The organism is Shewanella sp. P1-14-1 (assembly GCF_001401775.1).
In the GTDB taxonomy this organism is placed as follows: domain Bacteria; phylum Pseudomonadota; class Gammaproteobacteria; order Enterobacterales; family Shewanellaceae; genus Shewanella; species Shewanella japonica.
The window spans coordinates 1-2,942 of record NZ_LKTL01000055.1; the positions used below are offsets into that span (position 1 = coordinate 1).

The 2,942-nt window shown below is 38.1% G+C and carries 3 protein-coding genes; all 3 read right to left on the reverse strand.

The window, feature by feature from the left end; translation table 11 throughout:
• Positions 1 to 213: 213 nt before the first annotated feature.
• A complete protein-coding gene (locus tag AN944_RS20845; protein WP_055026566.1) occupies positions 214 to 1,566 on the reverse strand; it encodes a hypothetical protein in 1,353 nt (450 codons plus the stop codon).
• Between the two features lie 6 nt (positions 1,567 to 1,572).
• Positions 1,573 to 2,229 (reverse strand): hypothetical protein, encoded by a 657-nt coding sequence (locus AN944_RS20850; RefSeq protein WP_144430241.1) that lies wholly within the window; start codon positions 2,227 to 2,229, stop codon positions 1,573 to 1,575.
• 67 nt (positions 2,230 to 2,296) lie between these two features.
• Entirely contained in the window at positions 2,297 to 2,638 is a 342-nt protein-coding gene (locus AN944_RS20855; protein ID WP_055026568.1) for a hypothetical protein, read from the reverse strand.
• Between the last annotated feature and the right edge of the window lie 304 nt (positions 2,639 to 2,942).

Here is a 2,942-nt window from a genome sequence, read left to right on the forward strand (position 1 = left end):
GACCCCGCCCATACTTGGCTTCGTGATGAACTAGTGACGATATCCAATAAAATCGCCCATTATCTTCAAGATAATTTTCCGAAGTAAGCGGAGTGAATAAACAATCATAGGGGCAATTAAACTGTTGAGGAGTATAAGCATCCAAGCTCCTAACAATAGCCTAATCTAGTAAAGAGTATGGTATTGAGCCATTAATCATGGATGGCCATGTTACTATTTCTGAGTTAATAAGTCTGACTCAATTCCATTTTCTTTTAGCAGCTTAAATATATTACTCGATAAGATAAACAAGGAAGTTGAACCCTCCTCAACCGATAACAATGCTTGCTTCGGAAACCACTCCATAGCCAAATCTATAATCTCTTGAAAGTAATCTGCAGTTTCATTGCTAAAAACCTCATCCAGATTAATCTCACCTATCACTTTTTCATTTAAGCTAATCGTTAATACATCATCTTTGACCTCATCTTGATAACTAACACTATCACGCCCGCCACGTAACTTAACTAACTGCTCTAAGGGGTCAATAAAACCTATATAAGGTGAGCGAATATTATCTAAATCATTAATATCAAATAACTCAATCGTTTCAGCTTCAAAATGGTCAGCTAAACACGCTATGATTTCAGTTCTATTTGTACCATCAAGTAGTAGCTGATTAAGTTCATCCTCGACATTAGCCTTATTGTTTTCAATATCCACTTCTTCAGTTTTATCTTTTGAAAAGTATTCATCGTCTGTTAGATACTTGCCCGCCCTGACATTCGCCCAAATGGTTTTCCATTCTGGGGCAATCTCTTCGGAATCAAGTTGCTTAAACCAAAGCTCTGCGATTGTTTGAAACGCCGCAGAATATTGCTGCCGTTGCTGGTAAAACTGCAGGCTAGTCGCCAGCATCCGACCCAGTATTTCTTCAGAATCATCCCATCGCATTTGTCTTTTATACATTTCTGTAGAGAGATATAGACTTAAATTTTGGAGATGATAGCAATCAAAAGCATAAAAATATGGCGCGAATGGTTCACCCTCTTTATTATTCTTAATAATTCCCCCCAACGTATCGATAGAGAATAATGCCCCACTATTTAACGGCTGAAGCACTTCAAGCCGAGCTTGTTCAGCCTGCTTAACATAGTCGTCATCGAGAAATTGCTGATTTAAGAATAAAAACTGATAAAGTAGTTGCTCACGCTGCAAAAAAAGTGACTTTACATTTTCAGTCGCATTTAATGGAGTCGACAATCGACTTCTATTTTTTATTAATATATAGCTAGATTGGATACTGCCCACCATCGATTCTTCACAGCGGGCTTCAGACTTGATGCGCTGAAACTCTGCAAACCAAACGTTAATATCATCTGATGGATGCCACGCTAAACAGTAGATAAGCGGTACAGGTTCTGCCCAAGCAATATCTTCTTGTTTACGTATTCCCTTTAGAAAATAGGGTTCCATATATTTAACTTCTTTTTTAGAGTATTGATGCTCTAAGAGGCATTTTTTTAACTCAGCCCATAATACTTTACGAGCCTTCATCCACTTTTTATCTTCAACTTTCCAATACATGTTTAACTACTCCACGGCGTTAATTAAGTCTTCCATACCTTCCAGCAAGTTATTATCTAAAAAGTCTTTCATTATCGCCTTAGTATTTTGAACGCCAACCATACTGTAAAATAACGACTCACACATTTTAGTATGCGCAGCATGCTCCTTACCTGTTTTCTTTTTCACATCATTTTTGGCTGCTGCAGGTACCTTACAAAGTCGCTCATCTAATTTTATTTTCTCCAAATCTGTCGTTTTAGGACCTTTATATTTTTTATCTTGAGAGACGAACTGCTGAAAGCGCCAAGATAATTTTTGAAAACTTGGTTTATTTTTAGATTTAAGCTCTAAGAAGTCAGAAAAGAACTCTTTATGGATATGCTGTCCTCGCTTTGGCTTGGCAGGGTAACCAGTCCATTCCTTTAGGAGACTTTTATTGAGTGGCATTTGCAGGGACTTCAATTCAAGCCACTCTTCAGCATCATTGGTAAGCACGATATCCACCTCGCGGGAATAACTTGTACCACTGTTAAATGCGATCTTTCTTGAAGCTTCTATCGCTTTCACTTTAGGTTGAGATGAATCTACCTGACTCATTAAATGTTTATATGCCACCATAACTAAGTGAAACTGAGCGCCATACTTTTGCTGGCGGCCAAAAAACTTAATGGGATTAAACAATCTGATATACAGCTCCCTAAGGGCTATAGCACTAATTCTATTCTCCTCGGCAGTACTAACAAATAGCCTATTCTTGTTCAAGGTACACAATGGAACCAAGTAGTAATGGCGCTCTAACTCTCTGATCACCTGTCCCTTTGAGCATCTCCTTAAAGGTATTTCGAGCCACTTTAACCAACTTTACAGCAGCTATAATAAATACTCTTTTAAAAACATAACTTCGGAACTCTTTTGATGACTGGTTTTTAATATTTTTCACAATCATCGCAATTGCAGATGATAACCTTTGCGGATCCTTAATTATGTCAGGGTCTTTTGCTAACTTACCTAAAAGCTTACCTAAAATTAACCCTGCAATTCTTCTTACTGTAAAATTCTTAGTCGCATATGCACTCCCCACAAATGGCATATCCGCCCAAGGATAAGCTTCGCCACTATTTAATATGGCCGTTTCAGTATCCCCGTTTTCACCAATAACGGGTGGGATTCCATCGCCCTAGAATCAAACGACCAACGGGTACAGCAAAATTCCTCGTTGTTTAGTTTGACGAGATCTTTAAATAACTGTCTGGGTAATTCATTAATTTCATCGCCTAAATTTACATTTTTCTTCATGCGGTTAGACAAGACCCCGCCCATACTTGGCTTCGTGATGAACTAGTGACGATATCCAATAAAATCGCCCATTATCTTCAAGATAATTTTCCGAAGTA

Excerpts from the sequence above, each read along its gene's own strand:
- AN944_RS20845 (WP_055026566.1), bottom strand. The coding sequence starts at position 1,566 with ATGTATTGGAAAGTTGAAGATAAAAAGTGGATGAAGGCTCGTAAAGTA.
- AN944_RS20855 (WP_055026568.1), bottom strand. The coding sequence starts at position 2,638 with ATGCCATTTGTGGGGAGTGCATATGCGACTAAGAATTTTACAGTAAGA.